The organism is Paraburkholderia acidisoli (assembly GCF_009789675.1).
GTDB lineage: Bacteria > Pseudomonadota > Gammaproteobacteria > Burkholderiales > Burkholderiaceae > Paraburkholderia > Paraburkholderia acidisoli.
On sequence record NZ_CP046913.1, the window covers coordinates 1,341,255 to 1,355,748 of the forward strand.

Genomic DNA, 14,494 nt, shown 5'->3' on the forward strand with positions numbered 1-14,494 from the left:
GCGCAACGAGCGCGCTCAAGCCCTTCAGATCAACGTTGCTTGAGCTTCGCGAACGCGGCCGCCATCGCGCCGGCCGGTTCCGCTTCGCGCGAACGCTGACCGCCGCCGCCGCGGTTATCGCGACCGCCGCTACGCGAGTCTCGCGACTCCCGATTGCCGCCCGCCGGCGCGCCGCCGCGCGCCGTGCCGCCGCTCGCGACATCGTCGTCGAGACGCATGGTGAGCGCGATACGCTGACGCTTCACGTCGACGTCGAGCACCTTGACCTTGACGACCTGGCCGGCCTTCACGACTTCGTGCGGGTCTTTGATGAACTTCGTCGACATCGCCGAAACGTGCACGAGACCGTCCTGATGCACGCCCACGTCGATGAACGCGCCGAACGCCGCCACGTTGGTCACCACGCCTTCGAGCAGCATGCCGGGCACGAGGTCCGACACCTTCTCGACGCCGTCGCGGAACGTCGCCGTCTTGAACTCGGGGCGCGGATCGCGGCCCGGCTTTTCCAGTTCGCTCAGGATGTCGCGCACGGTCGGCAGACCGAAACGCTCGTCGACGAACTCGCTGGGCGAGAGGCCCGAGAGCGCCTCGCGATTGCCGAGCACGTCGCCGATCGTGCGCTTGATCTTCGCGAGCATGCGCTCGACCACGGGATACGCTTCCGGGTGGACGGAGGAGCGGTCGAGCGGATTCTCGCCGCCGTTGATGCGCAGGAAGCCCGCGGCCTGCTCGAAGGTCTTGTCGCCGAGACGCGGCACCTTCTTGAGGTGATCGCGCGAGGGGAACGGACCGTTGGCGTCGCGGTAATCCACGATGTTGCGCGCGAGCGTGGCGTTCAGGCCCGAGACGCGCGCGAGCAGCGCGACCGAGGCCGTGTTCGCGTCCACGCCCACGGCGTTCACGCAGTCTTCGACCACGGCGTCGAGCGAACGCGCGAGTTCGCGCTGGTTCACGTCGTGCTGATACTGGCCTACCCCGATCGCCTTCGGCTCGATCTTCACAAGCTCGGCGAGCGGGTCCTGCAGACGGCGCGCGATGGACACCGCGCCGCGTAGCGAGACGTCCATGCTGGGGAATTCCTTCGCGGCGAGTTCGGACGCCGAGTACACCGAGGCGCCCGCTTCCGACACCACGATCTTCTGCAGCTTCAGTTCGGGATGCTTCGACATCAGTTCGGCCGCGAGCTTGTCGGTTTCGCGCGAGGCCGTGCCGTTGCCGATGCTGATGAGTTCCGCCTGGGTTTGCGCGGCAATGCGTGCGAGCTTCGCGATGGAGCCGTCCCAGTCGCGGCGCGGCTCGTGCGGGTAGATCGTGTCGGTGGCGAGCACCTTGCCGGTGCGATCCACCACGGCGACCTTCACGCCCGTGCGCAAGCCCGGATCGAGGCCGATCACGGCCTTGGGACCGGCCGGCGCCGCCAGCAGCAAGTCGTTGAGATTGCGTGCGAACACGCGAATCGCTTCGGTTTCGGCGAGTTCGCGCAAATTGGTGAGCAGCTCGTTTTCGATGTGCGGCTGCACCTTCACGCGCCAGCACCAGCGGCACACGTCGGAGAGCCACTTGTCGGCGGGACGGCCCTGATTGGCGATGCCGAAGTGACGCGCGATCAGCGCTTCGCCAGGATGCGGCACCAGCGCATCCTGCTCGCCGCCGAGACCGAGCTTGACCATCAGCACGCCGGCGTTGCGGCCGCGGAACAGCGCGAGCGCGCGGTGCGACGGCACCGTCTTGATGGTCTCGGAGTAGTCGTAGTAGTCGCGGAACTTCTCGCCTTCCTCGTTCTCCTTGCCTTCCACCACGCTCGACATCACCATGCCCTGGTTGTAGAGCCAGTCGCGCAGCTTGCCCAGCAGCTCGGCCGTTTCGCCGAACTGTTCGGAGAGGATGTCGCGCGCGCCGTCGAGCGCGGCCTTCACGTCGGCCACACCCTTTTCGGCGTCCACGTACTGCGCGGCTTCCGTCTGCGGGTCGAGCAGCGGATTGGCGAGCAGCGCGTCGGCGAGCGGCTGCAGGCCGGCTTCGCGCGCGATCTGCGCCCGCGTGCGGCGCTTGGGCTTGTAGGGCAGATAGAGGTCTTCGAGGACCTGCTTGCTGTCGGCGGCTTCGATCGCGTTGCGCAGCTCGTCGGTGAGCTTGCCTTGCTCTTCGATGCTCGCGAGGATCGCGGCGCGGCGGTCTTCGAGTTCGCGCAGATAGAGCAGGCGCTCCTCGAGCGTGCGCAGTTGCGTATCGTCGAGATTGCCCGTGACTTCCTTGCGGTAACGGGCGATGAACGGAACAGTGGCGCCTTCGTCGAGGAGCTGCACGGCGGCGGCGACCTGGCGCGGCTGCACGGTCAGCTCGGTGGCGATACGCTGGACGATCTTGAGTGCTACGGTTTCCGTCATAGGGTCTGGATATTCCTGCGAGGATCGGTTTGCGGTCCGGATTGCGTCCGATGGCCGTACGGATGAAGGCGTGGGGCGCTGTGGCCGCACGGTGGCGCGCGCAAGCGCTTTTCCGGCGCTTTTTTTGCGTTCGCCGGGCTTCGCCGCCGGCCGGTGGAGCGGGGCATTTTGCCATAAATGGCCGGGCGCTCAACCCGCGGGGTGTTAGAATTTCGGCCATGTTCCGCTGCCCATCGAAGACGTTGACGACCTCCCGCCGCCTTTCCGATTTGCCCCTTGCCCGGTTCGAAGCGCGCTTTGGCGCTGCATGGCGGACCATCGCCGCGGGGGCGATTTGCGCCGTCGCCGCCGTCGTAATCAGCATGGGCACGAGCGTTCCGGCCCTCGCGCAAGCTGCCGCCTCCGCGCCGCTGGCCGCGTCGGATGTGGCCGCCGCGCCGCTCGACGCGTCGGGGGTATCGGCGCAACAGACCGGCTTCGACGCGCGGCAGAAGGTGCTGGACCGCCGCAGCGCGGAGAACAACTACCGCTATGGCGTCGCGCAGCACGACTGCTATAGCGCGTTTTTCGTGAACCACTGTCTGGGCAAGGCGCGCGACCAGATGCGCGTGGTGCAGTCGGATATCCGCCGTGAACAGCTCGCGCTCGACGACGAGCAGCGCGCGGTGCATGCGCAGCAGCGCGATCAGCAGGCCGCGTTGCAGCGCGCGCAGGACGAAGCGAACGCGCCGCAGCGCGCCGCGAACGAGGCGGCCAGCTCGAAGGCGTTCGAGGACAAGCAGCGTCAGCATGCGCTCGATCAGGCGCAGCGCCAGGCCGAAGCGCCGCAGCGCGCGGCGAACGAGCAGGCCTACCAGGACAAGCAGCGTCAACATGCGCTCGCGCAGGCGCAGCGCGAGGGCGAACAACCGCAGCGCGCCGCGAACCAGGCGGCGTACGATCAAAAGCAGTCGAACTTCCAGAAGCAGCTCGATCAGGCGCGCGCGCAAGGTGCGCAGCAGGCGCAGGAGCGCGAGCAGAAGGCCGAGCGCTTCCAGCAGAAGCAGGAAGACGCCGCAAAGCACAAGGCCGACGTGGAAGCGCGCCAGAAGCAGGCGGCCGAGAAGGCGCAGCAAAAACAGCAGCAAGACGAGCAGCAACAGCAGCAACTCAAGCAGCAGCAACAACAGCAGCAGCAAGACCAGTAACCCGAGTCACACGCTTTTTCAGCCGGACAGCAACCTCAGGCGCGCCGTCCTTCGCAAGCGCGCCACCTTTATCGAGGAGGCGAGCATGCGCGAGCAACGTGCAGTCAAGGCCGAGGTCCTTCGTGACCGCATTCTGCAACTCGAAACGGAGCATGGCGATCTCGATCGGCTGATCGATCGCATGGCCGACACCGCGGACTACGACGACCTCGAATTGCAGAAGCTGAAAAAGCGCAAGCTCAAGGTCAAGGACAACATCATCCTGCTGCAATTGCAGCTGGACCCCGATTCAACGAAGACTTCGGACGGGCACGCCTGATCCCCGTCCCGGCAGGCGCCGGGGCGCGGCGATCGCAGCCGGGCCGCGCCCATCCGGAACGAGCAGGAACCGCTTGCCTTGAATTCTCCGACCGTTTCCCGTTCCCGGCCCGCGCGTGACAGCGACGCGCCGGCGGCCGACGCACGCGCGACCGGATCGTCCGCGTCGTCGGTGGTGGTGGCGCCCGCCAAACTGAGCGCCCGCCGCGCCGCCGAACTCCAGGAACTCTTCGCCGCCAACGGCTTGCTCGCGCGCAAGATCGACGGCTATCGCCCGCGCGCCGCGCAGATCGAAATGTCGAGCGCCGTGGCGGCCGCCATGGAAGCCTCGGCGCAGGCCCAACCCGATCCCGCGATGTTCGAGTTGCAGGCGCGTCCCGCGCGCCGCCTCGAGCGCGGTGCGCCGGTCGCCTCGGCCGGGCAAGCCGACGTCGAGGAGGCCGCGCGCGCCGCCTCCGATGCCGGCGACAACACGCTGATCGTCGAAGCTGGCACGGGCACCGGCAAGACCTATGCGTACCTCGTGCCGGCCATGCTGTGGGGCGGCAAGGTGGTCGTCTCCACGGGCACCAAGCACTTGCAGGACCAGCTGTTCGCGCGCGACATTCCCACCGTGCGCGATGCGCTCGCGGTGCCGGTCAGCATCGCCATGCTCAAGGGCCGCTCGAACTACCTCTGCCATTACTATCTGCAGCGCACGGCCGACAACGGCCGCTTGCCGTCGCGCCAGGAAACGGCGTATCTGCAGGAGATCGTGCGCTTCGCGAAGATCACGCGTTCGGGCGACAAGGCCGAACTCGCCAGCGTGCCGGAAACGGCGGCCGTCTGGTCCATGGTCACCTCCACGCGCGACAACTGTCTCGGCCAGGAGTGTCCGCACTACAAGGATTGCTTCGTGATGCAGGCGCGCCGCGAGGCGCAGCAGGCCGACATCGTCGTGGTGAATCACCATCTGTTCTTCGCCGACATCATGTTGCGCGACACCGGCATGGCCGAACTGCTGCCGAGCGCGAACACGATCATCTTCGACGAAGCGCATCAGTTGCCCGAAACGGCCACGCTGTTCTTCGGCGAAACGCTCTCCACCACGCAGTTCCTCGAACTCGCGCGCGATTGCGTCGCCGAAGGTTTGAGCCATGCGCGCGACGCGGTCGAATGGGTCAAGCTCGCGGCCGGGCTCGAACGTGCCGCGCGCGACGTGCGTCTCGCGTTCAAGGAAGATTCGCTGCGTCTCGCGATCACGCAGTTGCCCGAGAATCATCCGCTCTTCGACGCGCTCGATGCGTTGCAGACGGAGCTCGGCGTGCTGGCCACGGCGCTTGGCGGCCAGGCCGAGCGTGCGGAGTCGCTGGGCGCTTGCTTGCGGCGCGCGCGCGAGTTGCAGGGCATTCTCGCGGGTTGGACCGTGCCCGCCGCCGACGCCACGCCTCAACGCGACGCGCGCAAGTCCGAGACGAAAGCAGGCGACGAATCCGCTCACGCTCATGACGCCGACGAAAAGGTGCGCTGGGTCGAAGTGTTCTCGCACACGGTGCAATTGCACGAGACGCCGCTGTCGGTCGCGCCGATCTTCGCGAAGCAGCGCGCCGGCGTGCCGCGCACGTGGATCTTCACGTCGGCCACGCTTTCGGTGAAGGGCGACTTCACGCATTACGCGGCGCAGATGGGTCTGAGCTCGCGCCGTTCGATGACGTTGCCGAGCCCGTTCGATTATCCGCAGCAGGGCTTGCTGTACGTGCCGCGTAACATGCCGCAGCCGTCGTCGCCGCAATTCACCGACGCGGTATTCGACGCGGCGTTGCCCGCGATCGAGGCGTCAGGCGGCGGCGTCTTCATGTTGTGCACGACCTTGCGCGCCGTGGATCGCATTGCCGCGAAGCTGCGCGATACGATCGAGGCACGCGGCTGGAATACGCCGCTGCTCGTGCAAGGCGACGCCAGCCGTACCGAATTGCTGGAGCGTTTTCGCGCGTACGGCAATGCGATTCTCGTGGGTAGCCAGAGTTTTTGGGAAGGCGTGGACGTGCGCGGTGATGCGCTGTCGCTCGTCGTCATCGACAAGCTGCCGTTCGCGCCGCCCGACGATCCCGTGCTCGCGGCGCGTCTTGATGCGCTCACGAAGAAAGGCTTGAGCCCGTTCGCGGTTCATCAGTTGCCGCAGGCCGTCATTACGCTCAAGCAGGGCGCGGGGCGGCTGATTCGCGCGGAAACCGATCGCGGCGTGCTGATGATCTGCGATACGCGTCTCGTCGATAAACCGTATGGCCGGCGCATCTGGCAGAGCTTGCCGCCGTTCAAGCGCACGCGCGAGATCGAAGTCGTGCAGGCGTTCTTCGAGAACGAAGCCGCGCAGCAGGAACCGGGCACGGACGATTGACCGGGTCTGCGCGGGACGAGTCGATGCGTGTTGGATTGCGCATCGACTGACGGAGTTACACGCGCTTCACGTCAATGCGGGCTGCAAAACAAAAAAGCCACGAACCTGAGTTCGTGGCTTTTTTGCTTGCCCGCCCCGCGTATGACGATAACGCCAGACTGCAGGGCGGTTCGCTGCGAGACTCGCCGGACCCGGAGACCCGGACGAGTGTCGTGCGAACGCAGCTTACTGGCTTGCGCCCGAAGCCGGAGCAGCAGCGCCAGCGTCCGAAGCGGCAGCGCCAGCGTCCGAAGCAGCAGCCGTAGCCGAAGCAGCAGCGTCGCTCGCAGCAGCAGCAGCGCCCGAAGCAGCAGCTGCGGAATCCGAAGCGGCAGCAGCCGGTGCCGAAGCAGCGGTCGCATCGCTAGCCGGCGCAGCAGCTTGGTCGCTGCTCTTGTTGCATGCAGCCAGTGCCACAGCTGCCAGCAGGGATGCTACGAGGAGGGATTTCTTCATGATCACGTCCTTTTATGGTTAAAGGTAAGCAACAGCGCAAAATAAAACCGGTAATGTGCCCCAACACCGACCTTGAGCCGCTGGTGGAGACGCACAGCAAGAGCGTGAATCTTCCCTACGGCCTGGGCGGAAATTATAGGCACTTTCGTATCGACCGTCGACAAATCCGGGGACAATACGTTGTCTTTCTCATACAAGCACTATATTAGTACGGTAAACAGTCCGAAGCGCTTAGGCAAGCACCCCAACCCGTATCCAGCCCGCACGATACCACTCGTGTAGTAACGCTGTCACACACGAATCGTGTGAGAGTGTTACAAAGCGTTTCCCATCCAGAAAGCGGTTGTCAGCCAATGCCGGCAGCCACTTTCTCGCTTCCTTGAGCAAGTACTGTTCCCCGTTCAGGTAATACGAGCGCGAATCGTAAAGCAGGATCGTCCTGCGGTCGAGTGTTATCCCGCTTTTCGCGGCCTGCGCAACGAAACGTCGCTCGTCGAGTGGCTTCTCGGGCGAGTCGAAGACGACATTCGACTTCGGCTCCGAAAGATACGAGCCCACGAACGAGGAAACATCCGCGTCATTCCAGCGCACTTTAGCAAGCACGCCCGCAACGCGCTCTACGAGTGCCGCGGGCAATTGTGCGGGATGCTCGACGGCGGGCTGATCGGGGTCGCGATACAGCGCGTTCTTGCCGCTGGCGGGCTCGTCGCCGCGACGTTCCGCGAGCCAGTAGAGAAACTGACTCGTGAGTTCGTTCGTGGAAGGCGATCGAAAGCCAATCGAGCAGGTCATGCACTCGCCTTCGGCCACGCCGTCGTGCGCGATATGCGGCGGCAGATACAACATGTCGCCCGGCTCGAGCAGCCACTCTTCCTCGGGTTCGAAGTTCGCGAGCACCTTGAGCGGCAGGCCATCCACGAGCGAGAGATCGCGCTGCGCGCCGATGCGCCAGCGCCGCTTGCCATGGACCTGTAGCAGAAACACGTCATACGAATCGAAGTGCGGGCCAACGCCGCCGCCATCGGTCGCGTACGAGATCATCAGGTCGTCGAGGCGCGCGTCGGGGGCGAAGCGAAACCGTTCGAGCAAGGCGCGCGCGCGGTCGTCGTGCAGGTCGGCGCCTTGTACGAGCAGCGTCCATTGACGCGTTTTCGGCGTGGGCAGTTCGTCGGGCGAGAACGGGCCGTGTTCGAGCGCCCAGCGGCGGCGAAAATGCGTGATGAGGCGCGATTCGACGTCGTCGTTATCGGCCAGTTCGAAGAGTTCCTCGCGCGAGAGAGGCGCCTCGATGTCGGGAATCGCCTGGCGGATCAGCAGCGGCTTTTTCTGCCAGTATTTCCGCATGAACTGCGCCGGCGTCAATCCGCCTAACAGGGAGGTGGGGACGTTCGGCGCGGGACTCGCCAGGGAGACGGCGGCGCGCTGCTTGCGCGCGTCCACCGGGTGGTCTGGGGACCGCTTCGGCATCGTATAATGAGGTCTGTAATCTGGAGGAACGAATGAAAATTGCAAAGGACACCGTCGTCTCGGTTGCTTACAAGCTATCGGATACGCAGGGCAATCTGATTGAGGAAAGCGACGAGCCGATGGTCTATCTGCACGGCGGCTATGATGGCACGTTCCCCAAGATCGAGGAAGTGCTGGACGGCAAGGAGCCGGGCTTCGAGACCCAGATCCAGCTCGAGCCGACCGACGCGTTCGGCGAATACGATCCCGAACTCGTGAAGATCGAACCGCGCACGCGCTTTCCCGAGCCGCTCGAAGTCGGCATGCAGTTCGAGGGCACGCCGGAAGAGGGCGACGAAGATCTCGACACGCTCATCTACACGGTCACGGACGTCGCCGAAGACAAGGTCGTGCTCGACGGCAATCACCCGCTCGCGGGCATGGCGCTGCGTTTCGCGCTCACGGTCAAGGAAGTGCGTGAAGCGACCGAAGACGAGATCGAGCACGAGCACGCGCATGGCGCCGATGGCCTCGAAGTCGTCGATGAAGACGAAGAGGACGACGGCGAAGAAGGCGACGCGAAGCCTACGCTGCACTAAACGCCACGGCTCGACTGCGTTGGCGTAAAGCCCGCGCGGTTGGCATCTCGCCGTCCGCACATTGGACGGCAGTCACGCGGCGATCAATATGAGCCGCCCGACGCGGGAGCGCCGGGCGGCTCAGCTTTATGCGCGCCGTTGTTGTCGAAGTTGCCGAGGTTGCCGACGTTGCCGTTGCGCCCGGGCCAATCTGGCATGACGACCGGGTTGCTCGCGGGCGAGTTGAACGTCGATGAAGCTCCGCCCGGCGCTGGCGGCGTGGGCGTGACGTCGGGAGCTTGCGGCATGCCCGGAATTTCGGTGACGTCGGGCATCGACGAGACTTCGGGCATATCCGGCAGCGGCGTGGACGAAGCCGCGCCCGGCGCGAGCGCGGGCGGTTGCGCCGGCAGCAACGGCAAGTGCTTCGGCACGTCGCGTACGCTCACGCGCAACGGCGTGCTGCGCGCCATGTCGGCTTCCACCTGTAGCCATTGCGTTTGCGGATCGCGCAAGGAAAACGCAATGCGCGTCACGTTATCTATCCTGGTTCCCTTCTCGGTGCGCAACGGCTGGTCGATCGCGAAGCCGCGTGCGAGCTTCGCTTCGTCGGTGTTCACGATGATGATGGGGCCGCGAAACGCCTGCGCGAGCCGCACAAGGCTGCGGCGCAATTCGGCGTAACCATCGCGCGGCGCGCGGCGAAAGCGTAGCCACGCGAAATGATCGGTGCGGTCGTAGTGTTCGGCGAGGGCGTTGCCTTGCATGAAGATGACGATCGCCCGCGCGTTGCGGCGCTTGGCGTATTCGGCCGCATGTTCGAGCCAGAAACCGTTGGCGATGACGCGATCTTCGAACTCGCCATTGCGGCCGCCCGCATTGAGATAGTGATTATTGCCGTCGGGGGCGTTGAGCCCGATAAATACCGTGTCGCCGAGTTGCCAGCGCACGTTTTCGCGATACGGCCGAAAGCGCGAGACCTCGCTTTCGCGCGTGAGCGTGAGCGGTGCCTGGCCGAGCGATTTCGAATCGCCGAAAAAATTCTGTCGCAGAAAATCGAGTCGCTCGACCGGATCATAGGCGCCCGAGCCGTTGCTGCCGCACGTGACCCAGTCGCGCTCGCCCGGCACGAACACGAGCGGCGGTCGCGAGGCGTCGAGCAGCGCATGACGATTGTCGTAGACGTGATCGGCGCAGAGTTCGTGCGCGCCTTTAAGATTGCCGTCGTAGACGACGAAGGCAATTTGCGAATCGCGGCCGATGGCGTCGACGAGCCGCTGCGCCGCCGGTTCCTCGGCTGGCGACGTGACCACATTGGCGATGACAGCGAACGCATAACGCGGCGATTGCGCGCAGGCGAGGTGCGCCGAGATGGCCAGCCACAACGCAAGTGCGGCGCAAAGACCCCGCCAGGCGCCGCGCATTATTTTTAGATAACGCGTGGGAACGCCGCCACGGCCACGTGGCCGCAGCGGCGTCGCGAGGCGACGCTCAGCGTTTCGCGTCCGGCGCCGTGGCCAGCTCATGCAGTTCGTACAGCAGATCGAGCGCTTCGCGCGGGCGCAACTCGTTCGGATCGAGCGCACGCAGGCGTTCGGCGACGAGCGAGGCGGCGGGATCGGCTTCGGCGCGATCTTCGAGTTGGGTAGGGGCTTCGTCGAAGTCGTCGCTGAAATCCGGCGCGGGCGCTGCGAACAGGTCGAGCTGCGGCGCGGGGCGTCCCGCCGATTGCTGCTCGAGATGCACGAGATGCTTGCGCGCCGCGCGGATGACGGGCGCGGGCACGCCCGCGAGTTGCGCGACTTGCAGGCCATAGCTCTGATTCGCGGGACCTTCGTCCACCGCATGCAGGAACACGATGCCGTGACCGTGTTCGACGGCCGAAAGATGCACGTTCGCCGCGTGTGGAAACTCGGCCGGCAGTTGCGTCAGCTCGAAGTAGTGCGTGGCGAACAGCGTGTGGCAACCGTTGCTCGCGAGCAGATGCCGCGCGATGGCCCACGCGAGCGCGAGGCCGTCGAAGGTCGACGTGCCGCGGCCGATCTCGTCCATCAGCACGAGGCTTTGCGGCGTGGCGTCGTTGAGAATGGCGGCGGCTTCGGTCATTTCCACCATGAAGGTGGAACGGCCGCCCGCGAGGTCGTCGGCCGCGCCGATACGCGTGAAGATGCGGTCGATCGGGCCGAAGCGCGCGCGTTTCGCGGGCACGTAACTGCCCACGTAGGCGAGCAGGGCGATCAGCGCGGTTTGGCGCATGAACGTGGACTTACCGCCCATGTTGGGGCCGGTGATGAGCAGCAGCTTGCGCTCGGCCGTGAGCACGCAGTCATTGGCGATGAACTGCTCGACCTGCGCCTCCACGACCGGATGGCGGCCCTGTTCGATCTCGATGCCTGGCATCTCCGAAAACACCGGCGCGTTCCAGTCGAGCGCGCGGGCGCGTTCGGCGAACGCCGCGAGCAGATCGAGTTCGGCGAGCGCGCAGGCCACGCGCTGGCAGTCGGGAATGAAGGGCAGCAGCGTTTGCAGCAGCGCGTCGTAGAGCGCCTTCTCGCGCGCGAGCGCGCGCTCCTGCGCCGAGAGCGCCTTGTCTTCGAACGTCTTGAGTTCGGGCGTGATGTAGCGCTCGGCGTTCTTGAGCGTTTGACGGCGCCGATAGTCGTCGGGCACCTTGTCGGTCTGACCGCGCGTGACTTCGATATAGAAGCCATGCACCTTGTTGTATTCGACGCGCAAATTGGCGATGCCGGTGCGTGTGCGCTCGCGCGTTTCCAGATCGAGCAGGAACTGGCCGCAGTTCTCAGAGATGTCGCGCAGCTCGTCGAGGTCGGCGTCGTAACCGCGTGCGATCACGCCGCCGTCGCGCACCATGGCGGCGGGTTCGGGCGTGACCGCGCGGGCGAGCAGCGCGGCGCATTCCGCGGGCGGTTCGAGCGCTTCGGCAAGATGCATGAGCGAGGGCACGGCGCCGCTCGCGGCCGTCACCCGTTCGCGCAGCGCGGGCAGCGCGGCGAAGGTGTCGCGCAGGCTGGACAGGTCGCGGGGCCGCGCGGAAAGCAGGGCGAGCCGGCCGGTGATGCGTTCGACGTCGGCGATCTGGCGCAGCGCGCTGCGCAAGGTGTCGACGCTCGCCTGCGGCGGCGCTTCGAGCAGCGCGCCGATGGCCTGCTGGCGGGTTTGCGCCACCGCGGCGTCGCGCGGCGGGTGATGCAGCCAGTGCCGCAGCAAACGGCTGCCCATGGTCGTGCTGCAGGTGTCGAGCAGCGAACAGAGCGTGGGCGATTCCGTGCCGCGCAGCGTTTCCGTGAGTTCGAGATTGCGCCGCGTGGCGGGATCGAGGCCGATATATTCGGTTTCGACTTCCACCTTCAGGCTGCGCACGTGGCGCAACTGCTGGCCTTGCGTGGCCGCCGCGTAGAGCAGCAGGGCGCCGGCCGCGCCGCACGCGCTCACGAGCGTTTGCGCGCCGAAGCCGTCCAGGCTCGCGACATCCAGTTGATCGCACAGGCGTTGCTTGCCCGAACTTACGTCGAAATGCCATGCGGGCACGCGCGTGAGCGCGCCGTGACCCGTGGGCGGCGCCCAGCCGGCGCTTTCCGCGGGCAGTTCCGCGACGAGAATTTCCGCCGGGCGAATGCGCTCGAACGCGGCCGCGACCTGATCCGGCGCGACTTCGGCGAGACGCAAGCCGCCGCTCGCGAGGTTGAGCCACGCGAGGCCGACGTTGACGGTCACGCCGCGCCGGTTGTGCGCGGGGCACACGGCCATCAGGTAGACGTCGTTTTTGTCGGAGAGCAGGGCCGCATCGGTGAGCGTGCCGGGCGTGACGACGCGCACGACCTTGCGCTCGACCGGTCCCTTGGACGTGGCCGGGTCGCCGATCTGTTCGCAGATCGCCACGGATTCGCCGAGCTTCACGAGCTTGGCGAGGTATTGCTCGACCGCGTGGTGGGGCACGCCCGCCATCTTGATGGGATTGCCCGCCGACGCGCCGCGCTGCGTGAGCGTCAGATCGAGCAGGCGCGCGGCTTTCTCGGCGTCTTCGAAGAAGAGCTCGTAGAAGTCGCCCATGCGATAAAACACGAGCGTGCCCGGGTGGTCGGCCTTGATGCGCAGGTACTGCTGCATCATGGGGGTGTGTTGGGCGATGTCGGCTGGGCCGGCGGTATGTGTAGCCATCCTCGGTGTCTTGCTTGGAGTTCAGGGCGTGAGTGTAACGCGCGCCAGTCGCATGTACAGCTAGCCGTTCGGCCAATGCCGCGCGAACTCGCGCTGTGTCATGCTCGCAAGGCGCGCCGTTATTCGTCCACGAGCGCCGCGAGGTCCACGGTGCGCGCGTTTGCCGCGCTGCGCCGTTTCGCGAGCCAGATCAGCGTGGCAACGAAAATGCCGAACACCACGATGATCCACTGCACCGGCATCTTCGCGGTGAGCAGCAGCGCATAGGCGCCCAGCATCAGCAACACCGCGAGATTCTGGTTGAAATTCTGCACCGCGATCGAATGACCCGCGGAAAGCAGCGTCGCGCCGCGATGCTGCAGGAGCGCGTTCATCGGCACGATGAAAAAGCCCGCGAGCGTGCCGAGCAGCACCATCAGCGGGTAAGCGAACAGCAGGTAGAAGGGCAGGATGAAGGTGCCCACGCGAATGCCTTCACCCGCCGGAAAGAGGTTCTTGTTGTAGAACGCCATGGCGATCGAGACCACGCCGCACAGCACGCCCACGGGCAGCACCTTGAGCGAGGCGCGCAGCGAGACCCACGCCGCGGCGGCCGTCGCGCCGAGCGCGATGCCGAGTCCCGTCACGCCTTGCATGACGGCCGCTTTCGAGAGCGAGAGGCCGAGATTGGCGTCGGCCCATTTGAGCACGAGCAATTGCAGCGTCACGGCCGCGCCCCACATCAGGGTCGTGACCCAGAGCGCGATCTGCGCGAGCTTGTCGGCCCATAGCACGTTGAAGCAGTGCACGAAGTCGTGCACGAGGCGGCCCGGCTGCTTGAGGCGGTTTTCGTAGCGCGCGTGCGTGTCGGGAATGCCGATGTTGATGAGCGCGGCGGCCGCGTAGGTGAGCATCACGGCGAACATCGCGAGATCGGCGGCCGAGTGCAGCAGCGGCAAATGATGATGCGCGACGAAGCGGTCGGCGTAGGTGGAGACGAGCGCGCCACCCATCATCGTGCCAACAATGGTGGAGAGCACGGTGGCCGATTCGAGCCACGCGTTGGCGGCCACGAGCCGTTCGGCAGGCAGCAATTCCGTGAGGATTCCGTACTTTGCGGGCGAGTAGGCCGCGGCGCCGAAGCCCACCACGCCGTACGCGATCATCGGGTGCACGCCCGCGATCATCAGCAGGCAGCCCGCGGCCTTCAGCGCGTTCGAGACGAACATCACGTGGCGCTTCTGCAGCGCGTCGGCGAAGGCGCCCACGAAGGGCGCGAGCAGCACGTACGAGACCGTGAAGAAGATCTGCAGGAGCGGCGTGACCCAGGCCGGCGACGAGATGACGTTGAGCAGCGCGATCGCGGCGATCAGCAGCGCGTTGTCGGCGAGCGACGACACGAACTGCGCGGCGATGATCGTATAGAAGCCTTTTTTCATCGGATGCGCTCGCGCGCGTCGGGGTTCAGGAACGCGTACCGGCCGAAACGAAAAAGCGGCCGAAGCCGCTCGTTGCTCAGGCGCGAAGCGCTCCGCTGACAGGGCCGCG

10 protein-coding genes are annotated in these 14,494 nt (G+C 65.9%); 4 read left to right on the forward strand and 6 right to left on the reverse strand.

From position 1 onward, the window contains the following. Positions 1-29: 29 nt before the first annotated feature. The gene (locus tag FAZ98_RS05800) at positions 30-2,387 is read right to left on the reverse strand and encodes a Tex family protein (protein WP_158949617.1); all 2,358 of its coding nucleotides are present in this window, start codon (positions 2,385-2,387) and stop codon (positions 30-32) included. A 218-nt stretch (positions 2,388-2,605) separates the two neighbouring features. Between FAZ98_RS05800 and FAZ98_RS05805 the strand changes: the two genes are divergently transcribed. The 3 genes from FAZ98_RS05805 (at position 2,606) to FAZ98_RS05815 (ending at position 6,269) form a co-directional block, all read left to right on the forward strand. Then, positions 2,606-3,574, forward strand: coding sequence for a hypothetical protein (locus tag FAZ98_RS05805; RefSeq protein ID WP_407672040.1), 969 nt, complete (start codon positions 2,606-2,608; stop codon positions 3,572-3,574). 85 nt (positions 3,575-3,659) lie between these two features. Continuing rightward, entirely contained in the window at positions 3,660-3,893 is a 234-nt protein-coding gene (locus FAZ98_RS05810; protein WP_158949621.1) for a DUF465 domain-containing protein, read from the forward strand. Between the two features lie 78 nt (positions 3,894-3,971). Continuing rightward, positions 3,972-6,269 carry an ATP-dependent DNA helicase gene (locus FAZ98_RS05815; RefSeq protein ID WP_158949623.1) on the forward strand — a complete coding sequence of 766 codons (2,298 nt, stop codon included), beginning with the start codon at positions 3,972-3,974 and terminating at the stop codon, positions 6,267-6,269. Positions 6,270-6,494: 225 nt separating this feature from the next. Here the strand turns inward: FAZ98_RS05815 and FAZ98_RS35555 are convergent, their stop codons facing one another. Next, positions 6,495-6,764 carry a hypothetical protein gene (locus FAZ98_RS35555; protein WP_158949625.1) on the reverse strand — a complete coding sequence of 90 codons (270 nt, stop codon included), beginning with the start codon at positions 6,762-6,764 and terminating at the stop codon, positions 6,495-6,497. 231 nt (positions 6,765-6,995) lie between these two features. Continuing rightward, positions 6,996-8,231 (reverse strand): cupin domain-containing protein, encoded by a 1,236-nt coding sequence (locus FAZ98_RS05825; protein ID WP_158949627.1) that lies wholly within the window; start codon positions 8,229-8,231, stop codon positions 6,996-6,998. 32 nt (positions 8,232-8,263) lie between these two features. On the opposite strand from FAZ98_RS05825, the gene FAZ98_RS05830 reads away from it, so the two are divergent. Beyond that, the gene (locus FAZ98_RS05830; protein ID WP_158949629.1) at positions 8,264-8,809 is read left to right on the forward strand and encodes an FKBP-type peptidyl-prolyl cis-trans isomerase; all 546 of its coding nucleotides are present in this window, start codon (positions 8,264-8,266) and stop codon (positions 8,807-8,809) included. Between the two features lie 83 nt (positions 8,810-8,892). Here the strand turns inward: FAZ98_RS05830 and FAZ98_RS05835 are convergent, their stop codons facing one another. From FAZ98_RS05835 to lplT, 3 genes are all read right to left on the reverse strand, one after another. Next, positions 8,893-10,212 (reverse strand): hypothetical protein, encoded by a 1,320-nt coding sequence (locus tag FAZ98_RS05835; RefSeq protein ID WP_407672041.1) that lies wholly within the window; start codon positions 10,210-10,212, stop codon positions 8,893-8,895. A 67-nt stretch (positions 10,213-10,279) separates the two neighbouring features. Next, the gene (gene mutS, locus FAZ98_RS05840) at positions 10,280-12,967 is read right to left on the reverse strand and encodes a DNA mismatch repair protein MutS (RefSeq protein ID WP_158949633.1); all 2,688 of its coding nucleotides are present in this window, start codon (positions 12,965-12,967) and stop codon (positions 10,280-10,282) included. Positions 12,968-13,086: 119 nt separating this feature from the next. Beyond that, positions 13,087-14,385: a lysophospholipid transporter LplT gene (gene lplT, locus FAZ98_RS05845; protein ID WP_158949635.1), complete on the reverse strand. Its 1,299-nt coding sequence runs from the start codon at positions 14,383-14,385 to the stop codon at positions 13,087-13,089. Between the last annotated feature and the right edge of the window lie 109 nt (positions 14,386-14,494).

Bases quoted from the DNA above. Each gene is read 5' to 3' on its own strand.
- FAZ98_RS05800 (WP_158949617.1), bottom strand. From the start codon at position 2,387: ATGACGGAAACCGTAGCACTCAAGATCGTCCAGCGTATCGCCACCGAG.
- FAZ98_RS05805 (WP_407672040.1), top strand. From the start codon at position 2,606: ATGTTCCGCTGCCCATCGAAGACGTTGACGACCTCCCGCCGCCTTTCC.
- FAZ98_RS05810 (WP_158949621.1), top strand. From the start codon at position 3,660: ATGCGCGAGCAACGTGCAGTCAAGGCCGAGGTCCTTCGTGACCGCATT.
- FAZ98_RS35555 (WP_158949625.1), bottom strand. From the start codon at position 6,764: ATGAAGAAATCCCTCCTCGTAGCATCCCTGCTGGCAGCTGTGGCACTG.
- FAZ98_RS05825 (WP_158949627.1), bottom strand. From the start codon at position 8,231: ATGCCGAAGCGGTCCCCAGACCACCCGGTGGACGCGCGCAAGCAGCGC.
- FAZ98_RS05830 (WP_158949629.1), top strand. From the start codon at position 8,264: ATGAAAATTGCAAAGGACACCGTCGTCTCGGTTGCTTACAAGCTATCG.
- FAZ98_RS05835 (WP_407672041.1), bottom strand. From the start codon at position 10,212: ATGCGCGGCGCCTGGCGGGGTCTTTGCGCCGCACTTGCGTTGTGGCTG.
- mutS (WP_158949633.1), bottom strand. From the start codon at position 12,967: ATGGCTACACATACCGCCGGCCCAGCCGACATCGCCCAACACACCCCC.
- lplT (WP_158949635.1), bottom strand. From the start codon at position 14,385: ATGAAAAAAGGCTTCTATACGATCATCGCCGCGCAGTTCGTGTCGTCG.